The organism is Advenella sp. RU8 (assembly GCF_048381675.1).
GTDB lineage: Bacteria > Pseudomonadota > Gammaproteobacteria > Burkholderiales > Burkholderiaceae_B > Advenella.
Map to the genome: position 1 here is coordinate 127,648 of NZ_JBLWIS010000001.1, position 18,023 is coordinate 145,670.

Sequence of the window (18,023 nt, forward strand, 5' to 3'; positions counted from 1 at the left end):
ATAATAAAATGGAAAAAATCACACGCGAGCAAATGGCTGAACGCCTGGCAAAAGATATTCCTCCTGGCAGCTACGTTAACTTGGGTATTGGCATTCCCGTCCTGGTGGCCAATTACCTTAATCCAGAAGACGAAGTGCTGCTGCACAGCGAGAATGGTATTCTTGGAATGGGCCCAAACCCGCCAAAAGGTGAGGAAGATTTTGAACTGATTAATGCCGGCAAACAGCCGGTTACCCTGTTAACGGGCGGTTCTTTCTTCCATCACGTGGATTCTTTCGCCATCATGCGTGGCGGTCACCTTGACTTATGTATCATGGGTGGCATGCAGGTTGCTGCCAACGGTGACCTGGCCAACTGGTCCTTGGGCCGTCCCGGTGAGCCACCAGCAGTGGGTGGTGCCATGGACTTGGCGGTAGGTGCCAAGAAAGTGTTTATCCTGATGGAACACAACTCCAAAGACGGTTCTCCCAAAATCCTTGAAAAATGCACGTTGCCGGTAACGGGTCTGGGTGTGGTAAGCCGCATTTATACCGATATCGCGGTACTTGAAATTACCCCAGAGGGCGTAAAGGTCATCGAAAAACTGGTTGATATCAGTGATGAAGATTTGCAAGCCCGTACAGGCGCGAAACTCATTTTCTAATTATTTTTAATTTTTTCTCTTTTTCCGGAAATCAGCAAAATGACTAATGCTTATATTTGTGATGCCATTCGTACCCCCATCGGCCGTTACGCCGGTGGTTTGTCTACCGTTCGTACCGATGACCTGGCAGCATTGCCCATCAAGGCTCTGGTAGAACGTAATCCATCAGTCAACTGGGCTGAGCTGGACGATATTATTTATGGTTGTGCCAACCAGGCTGGTGAAGATAACCGTAACGTAGCCCGCATGGCTGGTTTGCTGGCAGGTTTGCCGGTCGAAGTGCCCGGTGCAACGATCAACCGTTTGTGCGCCTCCAGTCTTGATGCGATTGGTACCGCTGCCCGTGCCATCAAATCCGGTGAAGTTGACCTGATGATTGCCGGTGGTGTAGAAAGCATGTCTCGCGCTCCATTCGTGATGGGCAAGGCCGAAACTGCCTTTTCACGTTCAGCCAAAATTGAAGACACCACGATTGGCTGGCGTTTTGTCAATCCTAAAATGAAAGAGCAGTACGGTATTGACTCCATGCCTGAAACTGCTGAAAACGTGGCTGATGAGTTCAAGGTTTCACGTGAAGACCAAGACGCTTTTGCCCTGCGTAGCCAGGAACGTGCCGCCCGCGCGATTGCCGAAGGTGCTTTCAAGGAAGAAATCATTCCGGTTAGCGTAGCACAGAAAAAAGGCGATCCTAAAATCGTTGACACCGACGAGCATCCCCGTGCAACCACTGCCGAGACATTGGCTAAACTGAAAGGTGTAGTGCGTCAGGGTGGTTCCGTTACTGCCGGTAACGCATCAGGTGTTAATGACGGTTCTTGCGCTGTGTTGTTGGCTTCTGATGAAGCGGTCAAGAAATACGGCCTGACACCCAAAGCACGTGTGGTTGCCATGGCAACGGCAGGTGTTGCACCTCGCATTATGGGTTTTGGTCCTGCGCCTGCTATTCGTAAAGTATTGGACAAAGCCGGCCTTACGCTTGACCAAATGGATGTGATTGAGTTGAATGAAGCGTTTGCCGCACAGGCATTGGCTGTGACTCGTGACCTGGGTCTGCCTGATGATGCCGCGCATGTCAACCCTAATGGTGGTGCGATTGCCTTGGGTCACCCCCTGGGTGCATCAGGTGCCCGTCTGGTAACCACTGCCATGTACCAATTGCAGCGCACAGGTGGCCGCTATGCCTTGTGCACTATGTGTATTGGTGTTGGCCAGGGTGCCGCCGTTATTATCGAACGCGTTTAATGGTGGTATGGCAGGCCAGATTCGCGATCAGCGGGCCAGTCTGCCAACATTAGTGTTCAATAATCAAGAAACCCAATCCTGTGTTATATACGGGCTTGGGTTTTTTGTTTGTACGCGACGCATTTATTTTTATTACAATGGGCAATTATTATTTGCCTTGCTTAAAAAAATCGAATGAACAAACCTCATTACCCTCATCCATTTATCGCCAAAGAGGGTTGGCCTTTTCTGGCAATCTCAGTGGTTGCCGCATTGATTGTTTCCCTTTGGTCATTTGCGGTATCTATCCCGTTCTGGATCATTGCCCTGTTTGTGTTGCAGTTTTTTCGCGACCCCCAGCGGGTTGCTCCTGAAGGAGATAATCTGGTGCTGTCTCCTGCCGATGGCCGTATTGTGGCCGTCGAAGAGGTGTATGATATTTATGCGCAGCGCGATGCCATCAAAATCAGTGTTTTCATGAATGTGTTCAATGTGCATTCCAATCGTTCACCGGTCGATGGCACGGTTAAAAAAGTGCAGTATTTTTCAGGCAAGTTTTTCAATGCCGCCCTTGATAAGGCTTCTTTGGAAAATGAACGCAATGCCATGGTGCTTGAAACCCCTGGCAAACATACTGTTACCGCTGTACAGGTGGCTGGCCTGGTTGCCAAGCGCATTTTATGTTATGCGCAGGCTGGCAACGAACTTAAGCGTGGCCAGCGTTATGGTTTTATCCGTTTTGGTTCCCGGGTAGACGTTTACCTGCCTTTGGGTTCCCGTCCAAGAGTTGTTATTGGTGATAAAGTCAGTGCCACCAGCACGGCCTTGGCCGAATTACCTGCTGAATAGTAAAACATCATGAATGATCTTCATCGCCGTCGCAGCGTTTACCTGCTGCCCAACGCTTTTACCACCGCCAATTTATTTGCCGGGTTTTATGCCATTGTGCAGGCCATGAATGGCCAATTTGAGGTGGCGGCCATTGCCATTTTTGCTGCGATGGTGCTTGATGCCATGGATGGCCGGGTGGCCAGGATGACCAATACGCAATCGTCCTTTGGCGAGCAATATGACTCGATGTCCGATATTGTGTCTTTTGGGGTGGCGCCCGCCTTGGTCATGTACGAGTACCTGCTGCAGGATATTGGTCGATGGGGCTGGATTGCCGCCTTTATTTACGTGGCCGGAGCGGCTATCCGTCTGGCCCGTTTTAATACCAATATCGCGGTGGTGGACAGCCGCTTTTTCCAGGGCTTGCCCAGTCCTTCGGCTGCCGCGCTGGTAGCGGGGTTTGTCTGGCTGTCGGTGGATAATAAAATTCCCAATTATGAATTCCAGGCCTGGATTGCCTTTGTGATTACGACTTATACCGGTATCACCATGGTGTCGAATGCGCCGTTTTTCAGTGGCAAGTCCATGTCACTAGAGAGAAAGCTGTCGCCCGCTTCGGTTATGTTGGCGGTCGTATTGGTTTTTGCGATTGTGTCTGTGAATCCGCCCGTTGTCCTGTTTGGCCTTTTTATTATTTATGGCCTGTCGGGTTGGGGCGTATGGTTTATTCGCTGGCGTAAAATTCGCCAGCATTACAATAGTCGTCAGGCACCCTGAAGTCACCTTGGTGTTGTAAATTTTTTGCGGTTTGTCTTTGCGGGGCCGCAAGTTTGCTGTTTATTAACCGCTGCAATCTTATTCCATTTAAATGGATCGGGTGCAGCGGTTTTTTAATGCCGGGTTTAATCAACGTCCCACCAGCGCTCATAGCGCGGGTCGGGGCCGGAGTGATAGTGGGTGACCGCATCGCCATTACGGCCGAAATATACAAACATCACGGAATTCCAGGCATTGCTTTGTTTGTAGCGGTAAGTCCAGACCAGTTCATTTTTTTCGCCCAGGCCAGCCCGGTCAATTTCAGCGGGTGGGCCAAATTCGCAGGCAACATCGTTTTGTGTCCAGCGGCCTTCGTTAAGCCGCTTGAAATGACTGTCGGTAAGGAGCGACTGGACTTTGTCGATATTGCCATTCTGGTCTACATTGGCACCGTAGGCATATTGTCCTTGGGGTTGCTGGCTCCAGACCAGTCTTTGGCGGCCATCAGGCAGGGTGCAGCGGTAAGTAGGGGTACCCATTTGGTTTTCAACCTGGGCAATAGGGCTGTTGGGCGGGATGTCCCGGTAGGTAGTGCAGGCCGAGAGTGTCAGCAAGGAGCCGGCCAGCAGCGCCAGTTTAAGTCGCTTATGTTGTGCCAGAGTAAACATTTTTATTTCCTTTTGGGAGCCAAAGATAAATTGGGCATTATTTATCGGAATAAGATATAATAGCAAACTTGTCTTGTTTTTATTCTGTAAAAAGTCATGAAATACATGCATTTACCTGTTTTTGCATAGGTTCAGGTGTTGGTAGCTCATGCCTTAATAATAACAAGCATTATCAAATTTTCTTTTATTTTCACGGTAATGCCCCTCAGTATTACCGCATGTCCAAGAGGAACATATTATGTCAGTAGCAGATATCAAAAAATCAGAAATCGTTTCAGAATTTGCCCGCAAGGCAGGCGATACAGGTTCTCCTGAAGTTCAGGTTGCCCTGTTAACCGCCCGTATCAACGAGTTGACCGGTCACTTCAAAACACACATGAAAGACCATCACTCACGTCGCGGTTTGTTGCGTATGGTTAGCCGTCGTCGTAAATTGCTCGATTACCTGAAAGGCCGTAACCCTGATTCTTACCGCGCCCTGATCGAAAAGCTCGGTCTGCGTAAGTGATTTCCGGGGTTTTTGCCCAAGGATAAAACCGTGCACAGTACTTTTATGGTACTGTGCACGGTTTTTTTATTGTTGTTTATTTGTCAAATTTGAATGCATGGGATCATGGTGCATTTTTGTAGTGAACCGGCAAATAATTATTGTAAGGAATACAAATGTTTAATAAAGTGACTAAGTCATTTCAGTATGGTGCCCACACAGTCGTTTTGGAAACGGGTGAAATCGCCCGCCAATCATCCGGTGCCGTTATTGCATCTATGGGTGATACTGTTGTGCTGGCCACTGTAGTGGCTGCCAAACAGGCAAAAGCAGGTCAGGACTTCTTTCCCCTAACGGTAGATTATGTAGAAAAAACCTATGCAGCCGGCCGCATTCCGGGTGGTTTTTTCAAACGCGAAGGCAAACCCTCCGAAAAAGAAACCCTGACTTCCCGCCTGATCGACCGTCCATTGCGTCCACTGTTCCCCGAGGGCTTTTATAACGACGTCCAGGTTATCATTCATGTTCTGTCGGTAGATCCTGAAATTGATCCCGATATTGTTGCCATGATTGGTGCATCGGCTGCTCTGTCTATTTCCGGTATTCCTTTCAATGGCCCTATTGGTGCCGCCCGGGTTGCCTATATCAATGGCCAGTATGTATTAAGCCCAACCGCAGCCCAATTAGAGCACTCTGAGATGGACCTGGTGGTTGCCGGTACCGAAACTGCGGTGCTTATGGTTGAGTCAGAAGCTAAGCAACTTAGTGAAGAAGTCATGCTGGGTGGTGTGGTGTTCGGTCATGAGCAAATGCAAGCGGCTATCAATGCAATTCATGAGCTGGTTGAAGAAGCCGGCAAGCCTGAATGGGATTGGGAACCTGCCCCTAAAAACGAACCGTTAATTGCTGCGGTTACCGCATTGGCTTCAGAGGGCCTGAAAGCCGCTTACGAAATTCGCCAAAAGCAGGAACGCACCAGCAAACTGAAAGAAGTGTATGCCAGCGTGAAACAAGCACTGGTAGAGCAGGCTGCTGAAAAAGGTGAAGACGCGCCTGATATGGTTGCCGTAGAAAACATCTTGTTTGACTTGGAATCAGCCTTGGTTCGTGGTCAAATCCTGAATGGTGAGCCCCGCATCGACGGCCGTGATACTCGTACCGTGCGTCCCATCAGCATCCGTCTGGGCGTATTGCCCCGTACTCATGGTAGCGCCTTGTTTACCCGTGGTGAGACACAGGCCCTGGTAGTGGCTACGCTGGGTACCAAGCAAGACGAGCAAATCATTGATTCTGTCATGGGTGAATACCGTGACCGTTTCATGTTGCACTACAATATGCCTCCGTTTGCAACGGGTGAAACCGGTCGTTTCGGTTCTCCCAAACGTCGTGAAATCGGCCATGGTCGCCTGGCCAAACGTGCCCTGGTTGCCACATTGCCTAAACACGAAGATTTCCAGTACACCATTCGCGTCGTATCTGAAATTACCGAGTCTAACGGTTCCTCATCCATGGCTTCCGTGTGTGGTGGCTCTTTGGCCATGATGGACGCCGGTGTGCCAGTACAGGATCACGTGGCCGGCGTTGCCATGGGCCTGATCAAAGATGGCGGCAAGTTTGCCGTGTTGACCGATATCCTGGGTGATGAAGATCACCTTGGCGATATGGACTTCAAAGTGGCCGGTACCCAGAACGGTATTACCGCTTTGCAAATGGATATCAAGATCCAGGGCATTACCAAGGAAATCATGCAAGTTGCACTGGCCCAGGCCCGTGAAGGCCGCCTGCATATCCTGGGTAAAATGAACGAAGCCCTTACCGGCTCACGTACCGAACTGTCCAGCTTTGCACCACGCATGCTGACCATGAAAATCAATCCTGATAAAATCCGTGACGTTATTGGTAAAGGTGGTGCAACCATCCGCGCCCTGACCGAAGAAACCGGTTGCCAGATTGATATCAGCGATGAAGGTGATGTGGTTATTTCCAGCGCAGACCTTGAGAAGGCCAAAGAAGCCGAACGCCGTATTGCTGAATTGACCGCTGTGGTTGAAGTTGGCCAGGTGTATGAAGGTACTGTTCAGCGCTTGCTGGATTTTGGTGGTATTGTACAAATCCTGCCAGGTCGCGATGGCTTGCTGCACATCTCTGAGATTGCCAATTACCGTATTGCCAATATCAATGATGTTCTTACCGTTGGTCAAAAAGTCAAAGTTAAAGTAATCGAAGCCGACGACCGTGGTCGTTTGCGCTTGTCTGCTAAAGCTTTAGGCGGTCTTGAAGGCCTGGAAGGTTCTGTTGCACCAACAGAAGCACCTGCCGAAGGCGAATAAGTAAGCTGATTAGCCAGGCGGCTCGCTTATCCTAGTTACTCGTTCCCACGGAGCGTGGGAACGAGTAAACGAGTAACGAGTAGTCCTGAACAATAGGCTGAAAGCCAGCTTGCCATATAAAAAAACGCTATCCGGTGAAGGATAGCGTTTTTTTGTTTAGCTGGATGTATTAATAAGCGATAGTGCGCTTTATTAAAGAACGCCCTGGTCAATCATGGCGTCAGCCACTTTGCGGAAACCGGCAATGTTGGCACCCAGCACCAGGTTGTGGGGTTGGCCAAATTCCATCGCAGTTTCGGAAGCGGTGAGGTAAATGTTTTTCATGATCGTTTTCAGGCGAACATCTACTTCCTCAAAGCTCCATTGAACCATGCTGGCGTTCTGGGCCATTTCAAGCTGGCTGGTGGCAACACCACCTGCGTTGGCAGCCTTGCCGGGTGCGTACAGGATTCTTGCGTTCAGGAACTCTTCAACAGCTTCTGGGGTAGAAGGCATATTGGCGCCTTCGGCAACCAGGATGCAGCCGTTTTTAAGCAGTTCACGGGCATCAGCCTGGTTCAGTTCGTTCTGGGTTGCGCAAGGGAAGGCCAGGTCGCAGGGAACAGACCAGACTGCATTGCGGCCTGCAGGGTAACTGCCAACCGGAGTGTAAACCGCATCGGGGTGGATCTGGGTGTATTTGGACAGGCAGGCGCCTTCAACTTCTTTAAGCTGTTTAAGGGTTTCCAGATTGATGCCTGATTTGTGGTAAATAAAGCCACGCGAGTCGCTGCAAGTAACCGGCAGGGCGCCGTTTTGGTACAGTTTTTCGATGGTGTAGATGGCAACGTTACCGGCACCTGATACCACGCAGGTTTTGCCTTCAAGGGCTTGGCCTGTGGCTGTAAGCATATTTTGGGCAAAATAAACGGTGCCGTAACCGGTGGCTTCGGTGCGGGCTAATGAACCGCCCCATGGAATTTTTTTACCGGTGAAAACGCCTTCGTAGCGACCAGTGAGTCGTTTGTATTGGCCAAACAAATAACCAATTTCACGACCGCCAACCCCAATATCACCGGCGGGAACGTCGGTGGTGGGGCCAATGTGGCGATAAAGTTCATTCATGAAAGACTGGCAGAAACGCATGATTTCGTTATTGGACTTGCCTTTGGGGTCGAAGTCACTGCCACCCTTGCCGCCGCCAATAGCGAGGCCGGTTAATGAGTTTTTGAAAATCTGCTCGAAGCCGAGGAACTTGATGATGCCACTGGAAACGCTGGGGTGAAAGCGCAAGCCGCCTTTGTAAGGGCCGATGGCAGAGTTGAATTCGATACGATAACCCTTGTTGACCTGTACTTTGCCCTGATCGTCGATCCAGGCGACCCGGAACATGAATTGACGCTCGGGTTCAACGATGCGCTCGATAATGTTGTGCTCGAGGTATTTGCTTTCTTTGGCAAACAGGGGCTCAAGGGAGTCCAGGACCTCTTCAACAGCTTGATAGAATTCAGGCTGTCCAGGACTGGATTTTTGCAGTTTCTTTAAAGTTTGTGCTTTATATGACATGATTGCGGCGATGTGTGAGTTTTTAGAATAAATAATATTTTTTGTGCGTTTATTATAAAAAAAAATGCTGCTGCATGGTTGATAATTGTGCATTGCGGTAACGAAAAAGAAACATGTTTATGCAAGCAGGTTGTTTTAACGCAAAAAAAGCCTTGTCCCGCTTTGGGCTTCCCTCAAAAGCTGGCAAAGTGCCGGGTTGTTTTTTTGGGAGGCCTACTTCAGGCAAGGCTGTTTTGCAATAAATGGCAGCAATATCAAGGATTATGACAGGGCATCTATGCCAGCTTTGGCTATTTCGGCGTCTTCGCTGGCCTTTACGCCTGAAACCCCAACGGCACCAATAAACGCACCGCTAATGACTATTGGCACACCGCCTTCAAGCATGCCATCCAGTACAGGAACCGACAAAAAAGCAGTGCGGCCATGATTAATGACTTCTTCATAGCCTTTGGACTCGCGGCATCCCAGGGCGGCGGTTTTGGCTTTGGCCGGTGCAATATGGGCTGAAATGGGCGCTGCGCCGTCAAGGCGTTCAAGTCCCAGCAAATGCCCACCATCATCCACAATTGCAATCGTTACCGGCCAGTTGTTTTTTTGCGCATGGGCAACGGCTGCCGTCATTATTCTCTTTACGTCAGCGTGTTCAAGTACGGGTTTGGTTTTCATGATCGTCCTTTGCGGTGGGCAGGTGATTGCCTGCGGGGCGTTATTTACAGGGTATGACCGTTATATTATAGGGAGCTTTACCCAAAACCGGAAATGTTGCCAGTTATGGGTAAAACTGTTTTTTTGCTAAGCCACTTTGCCAAGTGATGCCGTGGCATAGTCTTTTAGCAATTGCGCTTTTTTGGCGGCTGCCTTGCGAATATTGTCCTCTTTGATATGGCCATAGCCACGAATGTCATCGGGAAGCCGGGCCAGTGCAATGGCAATATCCAGATTGTTTTCATTCAGGCTGGTTGCAAATTCGCGCAGCATGTCCAGATAGTCTTCTATCAGCTGCCTTTCCATTTTGCGTTCTTCGGTGTTACCGAAAGGGTCCAGTTTGCTGCCACGCAAGCCTTTGAAGTGTTGCAACAAGCCAAACGCCTTCATCATCCATAGCCCATATTTTTTCTTGATCAAGTGGCCATGGCGGTCTTTTTGGCTGAAGGCCGGTGGCGCCAGATGGAATTGCAGCTGGTAATCCTTGCCGGGTTCGCCTTCAAATTCATGGCGCAGTTTGTTCAGGAACGCCGGGTCGGCATACAGCCGGGCCACTTCGTATTCATCCTTGTAACTCATTAATTTGGCCAGGTTGCGGGCAACGGCTTCAGTCAGTTGTTGCGATCCCTGGCCAAGTCCCTGTTCCAGCTTGCGAATATGGCCAACCGCTTCGGTAAAGCGGCGGGCGTATTTTTTGTTCTGGTAGTGGGTCAGGTGGGTTTCAAGACGGTCAAGCAACTTGTCCAGGCTTTCGGGCATATTCACTAATACACCCGGTTCCTTGTCTTGCTGGCCGTTAAGCGGCAGGGAGGCCGTACCATGATGAGCCAGGTAACGGCCCCATTCAAAGGCATCCAGGTTTTTTTGTACGGCCACACCGTTCAGTTCGATGGCACGCAGGATATTTTCTTGCTTGAGCGGAATTTTGCCTTTTTGCCAGGCGTATCCCATCAGCAATGGGTTGGCAAAAATCGCATCGCCCAGCAACATGACAGCGTAGCCATTGGCATCCAGGAATTCGCAATGATCCTGGCCCAGGATTTCAGTCAGTTCATGGGTGGTGGTAGCGGTAGGGTAGCGCCATTTCGGGTCCTTGAACAGCTCGGCAGTAGGTGATTTGGCGCTGTTAATGGTGGCAAAAGTAATGCCGTTACGGGTTTTTGAGGTGATTTCCTTGGAAGCGGCCACAATCGCATCGCAGGCAATGATCAGGTCTGCTTCGCCCATGCCGATGCGGGTGGAATGCAGATCAGAGGGCTGGTTGCCGATCTGGATATGGCTGACTACGGCACCGCCTTTTTGTGCCAGGCCGGTTACGTCAAGCACGTTAACCCCTTTTCCTTCAATATGGGCTGCCATGCCTAGCAAGGCACCAATCGTTACTACCCCGGTGCCTCCTACACCCGGTACCAGAATATTACAGGGGCGTTCAAGACGAAGTTCGGCGGGCAGGGGAATGCTGCCCGCTTTCTTTTCTAGGTTGGGCAGGTTGATGACTGGCTTGCGTACCTGCGCACCTTCGGCAGTTACAAAGCTGGGGCAAAAGCCCTTAAGACAGGAGAAATCTTTGTTGCAGCTGGATTGGTTGATACGGCGCTTGGTGCCCATGGGGGTGTCGTGTGGCTCAACCGACAGGCAGTTGGACTGTACGCTGCAATCACCGCAACCCTCGCAAACCGCTTCATTAATGAAAACACGGCGGGCCGGATCGGGGTAGGTGTGGCGTTTGCGGCGACGGCGTTTTTCAGTCGCACAGGTCTGGTCATAAATAAGTGCTGTGGTGCCAACCGTGTCGCGCAGCGCAATCTGGACCTCGTCAAGTTGGTCGCGATGGTAAACCGCCGGGTTTTTCTGCATGACGACGCCTTTGTATTTTTCCGGCTCATCGCTCACGATAACCACGCGCGTAATACCTTCGGCCACCAGTTGGTCATTGATTTGCGGTACGCTAAGGGTACCGTCGATGGGCTGGCCACCGGTCATGGCCACGGCATCGTTGTACAGGATTTTATAAGTGATATTGGCCTTGGCGGCAATAGAGGCGCGTATGGCCAGGATGCCAGAGTGGAAATAAGTGCCATCACCCAAGTTAGCAAAAATATGTTGGGTGTCGGTAAAGGATTTTTGTCCGATCCAGGCCACGCCTTCACCGCCCATTTGCGAGAAGGTGTTGGTTTCGCGGTCCATCCAGATGGTCATGTAATGGCAACCAATCCCGGCCACCGCACGCGAGCCCTCGGGGACCCGGGTAGACGTATTGTGCGGGCAACCAGAGCAAAACCAGGGCTTACGCTCAACCACCACCGACAGGCGCTGGTTTTCTTTTTCCTTGGCTTCTATCACGGCAATACGTGCCTTGATGCGTGCCTGGACGGCTTCGGGCAAGGGGTGTTTTTCCAGGCGCTTGGCAATGGCCTTGGCAATAATGGAAGGTGACAGTTCGTGGTTGGGTGGTAATAGCCATTTGCCACGGGGCACTGACCATTCCCCACCGCCGTCATCGCGGGCATCAAATTTGCCGTACACGTCGGGACGGACATCATCGCGCCAGTTATACAGTTCTTCTTTCAGGGCGTATTCCATGATCTGGCGTTTTTCTTCCACGACCAGGATCTCTTCAAGCCCTTCGGCAAAATTGCGTGCGCCATGGGCTTCAAGTGGCCATACACAGCCTACTTTATACAGTCGTATGCCAATCGCGGCGCAGGTTTCATCATCCAGCCCCAGGTCTACCAGGGCCTGGCGCACATCCAGATAAGCCTTGCCCGCCGTCATAATGCCAAAACGGGCATTGGGTGAATCAATCACGATTTTGTCCAGCTTATTGGCCCGTACATAGGCCAGAGCGGCATACCATTTGTAATTGTTTAGGCGTGCTTCCTGCTCTAGCGGGGTGTCGGGCCAGCGTATGTTCAATCCGCCAGGGGGCAGCTCAAAATCACTGGGAATCACGGTTTGGATGCGGTCAGGGTCAATATCAACCGAAGAACTGGATTCAATCACGTCGGTGACGCATTTCAGGCTGACCCACAGGCCTGAATAGCGGCTCATGGCCCAGCCGTGAAGACCAAAATCCAGGTATTCCTGCACATTGGACGGATATAGCACCGGTATGCCGGCCGCCTGCAAGTCGTGTTCGGACTGGTAGGCAACGGTGGAGGATTTGGCAGCGTGGTCATCGCCGGCGATCAGCAAGACCCCGCCATATTGGGCTGTGCCGGCGTTATTGGCATGCTTGAAAACGTCCATGGAACGGTCAAGGCCTGGCCCCTTGCCATACCACATGGCAAAGACGCCCTGTTTTTTCGCCTCGGGGAAAAGGTTCAGCTGTTGCGAGCCCCAGATAGAGGTGGCCGCCAGTTCCTCATTGACACCGGGCTGGAACACAATATCGTTTTTATCCAGGTACTTTTGCGCTTTCCACAGGGATAAATCCACATTGCCCAGCGGAGAGCCCCGGTAGCCCGAGATAAAACCGCCGGTATTCAGTCCGGCTTTCATGTCCCGGCTTTTTTGAAGCATGGGCAGTCTGACCAGTGCCTGGGTTCCGCTCATGTAAACCCGGCCTTTTTCAAGGGTATATTTGTCATCCAGGGTAATGGAATCAAGTGCCGCTTGAGCCGCTTTGGATAGGGGGGCATTCATTGTGTTTGTCTCCAGAATCTTTGTCTGTGAATTATTTCTATAATGATCAGCCAAAAACGCATTGCATGTTTATACATACAATACCCCTTGTGGAGGTAAAAAGCGAATTGCACTGATGCTTGATGCAAAGTTTATCTTTTTTACCGGGTATCGTAAAATTAAAAAAATCATTAACAGGTATCTGAAAAACAAATGTCAAAGCAGGTAACAATCAGACAGTTCCGGTATTTTGCGGCAGCGGCCCGTACGGGGCGGTTTTCCATGGCCGCCGCCGAGGAGCACGTGTCGCAATCGGCCATTACCAGTGCGGTGCTTAGTCTTGAAGCGCATCTTAAAGTACCGCTGTTTGACCGTTTGCAGCACGGGGTTGCCTTAACGGCGGCCGGGCATGATTTTTACCGTCACGTGCGTTTTGTACTGGATGCTTTTGATGAGGCCCTGCATCAGCCCGGCCGGCAAAATGACGGGGTTTCCGGTGTGTTGCGAGTGGCTGCTTCTTATACTGTATTGGGATATTTTTTGCCTGAACTGGTGTTGCGCTTTAAAAAAGCCAATCCAGGGGTTCAGTTTGACCTGGTGGATATGGAGCTGGCTCAGATGGAGCAGGCGGTGTTGAACGGTGATATAGACATGGCGGTGGGTTTAACCTCCAATCTTAAGGATATTGGCCGTTTTGAGCACCAGGTTTTGTTGCGTTCGGCCCGTAAATTGTGGGTTTCCCCTTCACATCCGTTGGGCATGCGTGCTTCGGTTACACTACAGGAAATAGCTCCATACCCTTATATCCTGATTTTGGTGGATAATGCGGAAGAGTCTGGCTTGCGGTTCTGGCGCCAGCACCGGCTTGAGCCCAATGTGGTGCTGAAAACCCGTTCCATGGAGGCCGTGCGCGGATTTGTTGCACAGGGGCTGGGGGTCACGATTCTGTCTGAAATGGTGTACCGGCCCTGGTCCCTGGAGGGGAAGAAAATCAATGCCGTGCCCATTGAAGGTGGTGTGCCGGTGATGGAGGTCGGCATGTTCTGGCACAAATCAGTGCCTTTATGCGAAACGGCACAGGCCTTTAAACATTTTTTGGTGTACGCATGTCATTAGTCAAGTTCAAAAGTAAGTTGAAAACATTGAAAAGCAGGCTGGGAAAGCTGTTGTTTGCCATGGGCAGTGCGCCTATGGGCGTGGCGTTGTTGTTGTGGCTGCCGCTTTGGTTTGTGCTGGATAATTTCCTGGTCGCTGGTATGGTGGCCATTTTTGTTTCATTTTTATTGGCCATGAGCGTTAGCCTGTACCGGCTGAATACGGAAAAGCGGGAAGAGGGTGAGCAGGATGCAGACGTTACCACGCGGGAGCATGGGAACGAGTAATTTATTTGCTCCTATGCTCTCGCGCAGGAGCAGGAATGGTTATTTGCCAGTCGTGTGATGAAAGCGTTTACCGGCCTGCCGCTTTGGCACTAATGCCACCGGCCACACCCATGTTTTCTTTGGGTACATCAATAGCCATCACCCGGATTTCTTCTTGCGAAATACCCAGACTTTCACTGGCTGCCTGGCTTAAGGCGGCAATCAGGGCGGCTTTCAAGGCTTCGGTCCTTCCTTCAATCAGGTGCACCTGAATGGTGGCAAAAGCCTTGCCTTCCTGGCCGGCAACCATGACTTCATGGGGTTGGAAGTCCTGAAGGGTAATGCGGATGCTGGCCTCGGGGGCGCCAATGCTTTCCTGTACCGCCTTGTTGGCGTTTTTCAAGAGCGCCTGTTTTTGTTCCGTGCTGTGACCGGCAAGAATTTGTGCGTGAATAAATGGCATGATTTTCCTTTGGTGTTGGGCAAAAAATTCCCCTTGGCAGGCAAGGGGAAGGAATGTAAAACTGATTAAAAACGAATTAATTCATTTTTTGGGCAATCACCGTCAGGATGCGGCGCGCCGTATTGCTGTTGTCGGGATTTCCGTTTTGGTCGCGTACGGTCACCAATGATTGGGCACCCTGATTGTTGACTTCAATGGTGTAAGGCAGCGGGGTCAGGTTGCCTTTATCACCCCATAAACGGCTAATGAAATTGGCTTCCTGGCGTTTTTCTCCGGTATCGGTATCCAGGTAGCGAATGACGTAAGTGCCGTTTGTGGCATTTGAGTTTTCAATTTTGAAGCCCGAGGCAGACAAGGCATTGCCTACCCGACGCCATGCCAGGTCTTGAGGTTCGTTAACCGACAAGGCTGCGGAACCTTCAACTAAACTGGCGATCCTGGGTTGGCTGACTGCAGGTGCCGCGGCTGCGGACTGTCTGATTTGTTGTTCGGCCCGGGCTTTATCAGCACCCAGATAAACCATCAAGCGAGACATCATGGCCGCGTTCAGGCCTGGGTCTTCGTTGGCAGGCAACCATTTGAATTGGGTGCCATCGCGGTCCATTTGGGTTTCTACCATGCGTTCATGGTTAATGTAAACTTCGGTTTTGCCATTAACGCGCTCAATACGGGTAGTAAAGCGCTCACGCTCGCCACTGTCTGATACCGCGTCTACAATAGAACCCAGTGCGCGACGCAAGAAATTGCCAGGAATCTTGGCACGGTTTTCGGCCCAGTCGGTTTGAATAATACCGGCTTTAGGATTGTCACGGTTAATGGTAAAGCCTTCGTCTGTCCAGAAACCAACCAGCTTGGGATAGATGACATTAGGATCCTGATTGATTTCCAGCCAACGCAGGTCTCCGTTGCGGCGCACTTCCATGCCATCAATGGCAGGCAGTACGTTAGCACCTTTGGCGTTTGCAGCATTGGCGGCTGCAAGCGATTTATTATAGGAGGCTGCCGAAGCAACACCACCTGGTGCCGTGTATTGGGGTTTGATATCGGCACTGGACAGATCGGGTGGAATGCTTAACGGGTCTCCGCGAACGGTGCTTTTGTAATCAACCTGTTCTCCATCTCCCATGATTTCAGAAACGGCGTTACATCCGGCAAGCAGGGTTGCGGCTGCAATTAAACCCGATGCTGTAAGATGGCGTGCATTGATGCGCATAAATCTTGATCCTTGATATTAAATAAGGCCCAGGCTTTCAAGGGCTTGGGTAACCGGAATCTTGTTTTGTTCACTGAGCCCGCACAGGGGGAGACGATAGCCCAATTGTGACAAACCAAGCTGGGCAACCGCCCATTTAACGGGAATGGGGTTGGCTTCAATGAAGAGTACTTTGCTTAATTGAGCCAGTTTGGCATTGAGGGCACGTGTTGTGGGTACATCACCCTGGCGGGCGGCAACGCACAGCTCGTGCATGAGTTTTGGGGTGACATTGGCAGTGACCGAAATATTACCATTGGCGCCCAGCAAAATAAGGGCGGCGGCGGTTGGGTCATCACCACTGAAAACCTGGAAGTGATCGGGCTTGTTGGCCAGCAGCAGGGCGCCACGCGCAATGTCGCCAGTGGCATCTTTGATGCCGATAATGTTTTGTACATTGGCCAAACGCAGAATGGTTTCGTTGCTCAGGTCGGCAACAGTGCGACCGGGTACGTTGTACAGAATGATGGGTAACCCGCCTTCCTGTGCAATGGCGCTGAAGTGCAGGAAAAGTCCTTCCTGAGTAGGCTTGTTGTAGTAGGGAACCACCGAAAGGCCAGCATGTGCACCTACTTTTTTGGCCTGCTTGGTCAGGTAAATCGCTTCATCGGTTGCGTTGGCCCCCACACCGGCAATAATTGGAATGCGGCCGGCTGCATGTTCGACAGCGATGCGAATAAGCTCGGTGTGCTCTTCAAAATCCACAGTTGGCGATTCGCCAGAAGTACCCACTACAACCAGCCCGTCAGAGCCTTCCTGTACATGCCAGTCGATCAGCTTCTTGTAGGCTTCATAGTCAATCTTGCCGTTGGGCAACATGGGGGTAATTAGTGCAGGAATGCTGCCTGTAAAAATAGGATATGAAGAACTGTCGACTGCCATAATTAAAAAGTCCTGAACAGGGATGAATATAAACCACTAAGCATAACGCTTTTTTGCCAATAGTTTAATAGAATTACAGAAGATGAATGGGAAAATTGTTGAAAAAAAACACAAACAAAGGTTTTGCCGGTGTTTTACCGGCTTTTTTCTGATTACAGTCCCAGGCTGGCGGGATTGCCGGAGCCTATTCGTACCACTTCAGGGGTGCCTGAAGACAGGTCGATCACGGTAGTTGGCGTACCAGGGCAGCTGCCGCTGTCAATCACGCCCGCCAGCTCGTGGCCGTAATGGGCCATGATTTCTTCGGGGTCATTCAATGGTTCGGTTTCGTCTTTGGGAATAAAGGTGGTGGATAGCAAGGGTGAGCCAACCGCCTCGATCAGGGCCAGTGTAATGGGGTGGTCGGGCACGCGAATGCCAATGGTTTTGCGTGAAGGGTGAGACACCCGGCGTGGCACGTCTTTAGTCGCTTCCAGGATAAAGGTCCAGGGGCCGGGTGTGGCCGCTTTCAGCAAGCGGTATTGCTGGTTATCGACTCGGGCAAAATGGCCGATTTCAGCCAGGTCACGGCAAAGCAGGGTAAGGTGATGACGTTCGTCAAGGCCGCGAATGCGTCGTAAATGTGCGGCGGCGTCCTTGTCGTCAAGGCGGGCCAGGATGGCGTAGCTGGAATCGGTGGGCACCGCGATAAGCCCACCATCGTTAATCATTTGTGCCGCTTGTTTCAGCAGGCGGATTTGCGGGTTTTGTGGATGAACATCAAATAAAATTGCCATATCAGACCCTCTTGGTTGGAATTATCAGTGATAAATTTATGGGTTATTGTAGCTAAATTAATGCAAATATTATTTACTCGGGTTAGAATAGCGGGCTTGTGTTGTCTCCGTAGCTCAACTGGATAGAGCACCCGCCTTCTAAGCGGGGGGTTGTGAGTTCGATTCTCGCCGGAGGCACCATAAATATTCAATAGAAATATTCAAACAAACATAAAAAATTCAGTACGGCATGTTGGCGATATGCCCCTGCTTTAATGGGTTTCACGCCGTTTGAATTTGCATTATGCCGAATTAGGCCTGCTTTGTATATGTCAGCCATCTTCAAAATATAACAAGCTGTTTTATAAGCCTGGCAGGCTAACGCTTACAGCAACAGGCACATAAACAGGCACGGCAAATCAAATAATAAAAATTACCAGCATCTGCCTGGATTCTTTAATATACCAGTCATAAAGCTTGGCTATCCTTCCCGTACCTT

The 18,023-nt window shown here is 50.7% G+C and carries 16 protein-coding genes and 1 tRNA gene; 9 read left to right on the forward strand and 8 right to left on the reverse strand.

Annotated elements, in window-relative coordinates:
* Nucleotides 1-8 precede the first annotated feature (8 nt).
* The 4 genes from ACM5Q9_RS00570 to pssA all read left to right on the forward strand — a co-directional run bounded on the left by ACM5Q9_RS00570 (nucleotide 9) and on the right by pssA (nucleotide 3,473).
* On the forward strand, nucleotides 9-644 hold the full coding sequence (locus tag ACM5Q9_RS00570; protein WP_418142797.1) for a 3-oxoacid CoA-transferase subunit B: 636 nt from the start codon (nucleotides 9-11) through the stop codon (nucleotides 642-644).
* 39 nt (nucleotides 645-683) lie between these two features.
* Entirely contained in the window at nucleotides 684-1,886 is a 1,203-nt protein-coding gene (gene pcaF, locus ACM5Q9_RS00575) for a 3-oxoadipyl-CoA thiolase (RefSeq protein WP_418142798.1), read from the forward strand.
* 174 nt (nucleotides 1,887-2,060) lie between these two features.
* Nucleotides 2,061-2,714 (forward strand): phosphatidylserine decarboxylase, encoded by a 654-nt coding sequence (locus tag ACM5Q9_RS00580; protein WP_418142799.1) that lies wholly within the window; start codon nucleotides 2,061-2,063, stop codon nucleotides 2,712-2,714.
* 9 nt (nucleotides 2,715-2,723) lie between these two features.
* Nucleotides 2,724-3,473 (forward strand): CDP-diacylglycerol--serine O-phosphatidyltransferase, encoded by a 750-nt coding sequence (gene pssA / locus ACM5Q9_RS00585; protein WP_418142800.1) that lies wholly within the window; start codon nucleotides 2,724-2,726, stop codon nucleotides 3,471-3,473.
* Nucleotides 3,474-3,598: 125 nt separating this feature from the next.
* On the opposite strand, the gene ACM5Q9_RS00590 is transcribed toward pssA, so the two are convergent.
* On the reverse strand, nucleotides 3,599-4,120 hold the full coding sequence (locus tag ACM5Q9_RS00590; RefSeq protein WP_418142801.1) for a hypothetical protein: 522 nt from the start codon (nucleotides 4,118-4,120) through the stop codon (nucleotides 3,599-3,601).
* A gap of 238 nt (nucleotides 4,121-4,358) precedes the next feature.
* Between ACM5Q9_RS00590 and rpsO the strand changes: the two genes are divergently transcribed.
* Nucleotides 4,359-4,628, forward strand: coding sequence for a 30S ribosomal protein S15 (gene rpsO, locus ACM5Q9_RS00595; RefSeq protein ID WP_418142802.1), 270 nt, complete (start codon nucleotides 4,359-4,361; stop codon nucleotides 4,626-4,628).
* 155 nt (nucleotides 4,629-4,783) lie between these two features.
* Nucleotides 4,784-6,937: a polyribonucleotide nucleotidyltransferase gene (gene pnp, locus ACM5Q9_RS00600; protein ID WP_418142803.1), complete on the forward strand. Its 2,154-nt coding sequence runs from the start codon at nucleotides 4,784-4,786 to the stop codon at nucleotides 6,935-6,937.
* 192 nt (nucleotides 6,938-7,129) lie between these two features.
* On the opposite strand, the gene gdhA is transcribed toward pnp, so the two are convergent.
* The 3 genes from gdhA to ACM5Q9_RS00615 form a co-directional block, all read right to left on the reverse strand.
* Nucleotides 7,130-8,482: an NADP-specific glutamate dehydrogenase gene (gene gdhA / locus ACM5Q9_RS00605; RefSeq protein ID WP_418142804.1), complete on the reverse strand. Its 1,353-nt coding sequence runs from the start codon at nucleotides 8,480-8,482 to the stop codon at nucleotides 7,130-7,132.
* 261 nt (nucleotides 8,483-8,743) lie between these two features.
* Nucleotides 8,744-9,148 carry a GlcG/HbpS family heme-binding protein gene (locus ACM5Q9_RS00610; RefSeq protein ID WP_418142805.1) on the reverse strand — a complete coding sequence of 135 codons (405 nt, stop codon included), beginning with the start codon at nucleotides 9,146-9,148 and terminating at the stop codon, nucleotides 8,744-8,746.
* Between the two features lie 126 nt (nucleotides 9,149-9,274).
* Entirely contained in the window at nucleotides 9,275-12,832 is a 3,558-nt protein-coding gene (locus ACM5Q9_RS00615) for an indolepyruvate ferredoxin oxidoreductase family protein (protein ID WP_418142806.1), read from the reverse strand.
* Between the two features lie 192 nt (nucleotides 12,833-13,024).
* Here ACM5Q9_RS00615 and ACM5Q9_RS00620 point away from each other — a divergent pair, with 192 nt between their 5' ends.
* Together ACM5Q9_RS00620 and ACM5Q9_RS00625 are read left to right on the forward strand one after the other, a co-directional pair.
* A complete protein-coding gene (locus ACM5Q9_RS00620) occupies nucleotides 13,025-13,927 on the forward strand; it encodes a LysR family transcriptional regulator (RefSeq protein WP_418142807.1) in 903 nt (300 codons plus the stop codon).
* Nucleotides 13,918-14,193, forward strand: coding sequence for a hypothetical protein (locus ACM5Q9_RS00625; protein ID WP_418142808.1), 276 nt, complete (start codon nucleotides 13,918-13,920; stop codon nucleotides 14,191-14,193). Before ACM5Q9_RS00620 ends, ACM5Q9_RS00625 begins: the two co-directional genes overlap by 10 nt.
* A gap of 67 nt (nucleotides 14,194-14,260) precedes the next feature.
* Here ACM5Q9_RS00625 and ACM5Q9_RS00630 read toward each other — a convergent pair whose 3' ends face one another.
* The 4 genes from ACM5Q9_RS00630 to ACM5Q9_RS00645 form a co-directional block, all read right to left on the reverse strand.
* The gene (locus ACM5Q9_RS00630; protein ID WP_418142809.1) at nucleotides 14,261-14,635 is read right to left on the reverse strand and encodes a tautomerase family protein; all 375 of its coding nucleotides are present in this window, start codon (nucleotides 14,633-14,635) and stop codon (nucleotides 14,261-14,263) included.
* Between the two features lie 76 nt (nucleotides 14,636-14,711).
* Complete coding sequence (bamC, locus tag ACM5Q9_RS00635; protein WP_418142810.1) at nucleotides 14,712-15,848, reverse strand: outer membrane protein assembly factor BamC; 1,137 nt, start codon at nucleotides 15,846-15,848, stop codon at nucleotides 14,712-14,714.
* Between the two features lie 18 nt (nucleotides 15,849-15,866).
* Complete coding sequence (gene dapA / locus ACM5Q9_RS00640; RefSeq protein ID WP_418142811.1) at nucleotides 15,867-16,769, reverse strand: 4-hydroxy-tetrahydrodipicolinate synthase; 903 nt, start codon at nucleotides 16,767-16,769, stop codon at nucleotides 15,867-15,869.
* A gap of 152 nt (nucleotides 16,770-16,921) precedes the next feature.
* Nucleotides 16,922-17,545, reverse strand: coding sequence for an L-threonylcarbamoyladenylate synthase (locus ACM5Q9_RS00645; protein WP_418142812.1), 624 nt, complete (start codon nucleotides 17,543-17,545; stop codon nucleotides 16,922-16,924).
* Between the two features lie 103 nt (nucleotides 17,546-17,648).
* On the opposite strand from ACM5Q9_RS00645, the gene ACM5Q9_RS00650 reads away from it, so the two are divergent.
* A tRNA-Arg gene (locus tag ACM5Q9_RS00650) sits at nucleotides 17,649-17,725 on the forward strand.
* Nucleotides 17,726-18,023: the final 298 nt, after the last annotated feature.